At 39.0% G+C, this 1240-nt stretch carries 1 protein-coding gene; it reads right to left on the bottom strand.

What is annotated here, in order from left to right:
- Positions 1-67 precede the first annotated feature (67 nt).
- Positions 68-1240 (bottom strand): transposase (locus FTU98_RS13800; protein ID WP_306674923.1); only part of this gene is annotated, 1173 nt, incomplete at its 5' end.

Raw genomic sequence — 1240 nt, 5'->3', positions numbered from 1 at the left:
CATTTGCTTTAGGGATTACCTCAATTCCATAGGCTGTCACGGTGTAACTCACCGCCTTAATCACCACTTATGCAGTGATTAAATCTTTATCCGCATATCGCAGGATATTAATTGATGCATTAACATCACGATTTTGGATGGTTTGGCAAACTAAGCACTTCCACTCTCGCGCAGAAAGTGTGAGAGATTGATTTAATTCACCACAGCACGAACACATTTTACTACTTGGGAAGAATCGACCAACCGAAAGTACCGATTTTCCATGCTGTTTGGCTTTATAAATCAACTGCCTTTTAAACTCATAAAAACCCATATCGGATATAGCTCTTGCGAGTTTACGATTCCTCAACATGCCTTTAACATTCAAATCTTCAATCGCAATCACATCAAAACGTGTTACCAAATCCGTTGTGACTTGATGAAGATTATTCTTGCGTAGACAGGCAATTTTATAGTGCAGGCGAGATAGCTTGGCTTTTGCTTTTTCTCGATTCTGACTACCTTTTTTCTTACGACTAAAAGACTTGTTGAGTCGTCTTAGTTTTGCAAGCTGTCTTTTAAGTGGTGCGTTAGAAGGAATAACCTCACCATTTGAAAGGGTGGCAAGATTAGAGACACCCAAATCAACACCGATACTTAAACCTGTTTTCGGTTTAAGCTTTTCGATCTGGGTGAGTTCGACAGCGATTGATACAAACCACTTACCACCTTGTTTAAATATTTTGGCCGAGAGAATTTTACCCTTATAGCGCAGATTCTCAGTCATTTTCACCCAACCCAAATTAGGGATTTTAATAGACCGACCCTTTACGCTAAATTGATCATTTGATAATGAAAAACGGTCATCCTTGCCTTTTTTTCTTGGCTTGGGGTATCCTGATTTGCCGTTAAAAAATCTATCAAAAGCACTACCCAACTGCTTAATCGCCAACTGTGGTGCGCACTTAGTCACTTTCTTCATGAAAGGATATTTTTCAAATTTAAAAGTGTTTAGGTGCTTTCTTAATTTACTCTCTTTAGGTCTATTAAGAAGCATTTCATTCACCGCAACATCATAATACTCACACTGATCTCGATATTCCTTATCAGCCTTGTATTGTCGCTGCCACTCTCTTAAAGCCCAATTATACGACAAACGAGCAACACCACTTGCCTGAGCAAAATGGCTTGCTTGTTTATTATTGGGCATCAATTCAATGATATGCCCTCGTATAAATCGACTCATAGTGCTTCTTTGACC

Source organism: Acinetobacter sp. YH12211 (assembly GCF_013418015.1).
Taxonomy (GTDB): domain Bacteria; phylum Pseudomonadota; class Gammaproteobacteria; order Pseudomonadales; family Moraxellaceae; genus Acinetobacter; species Acinetobacter towneri.
This window is presented reverse-complemented; position numbering and strand designations above follow the sequence as displayed.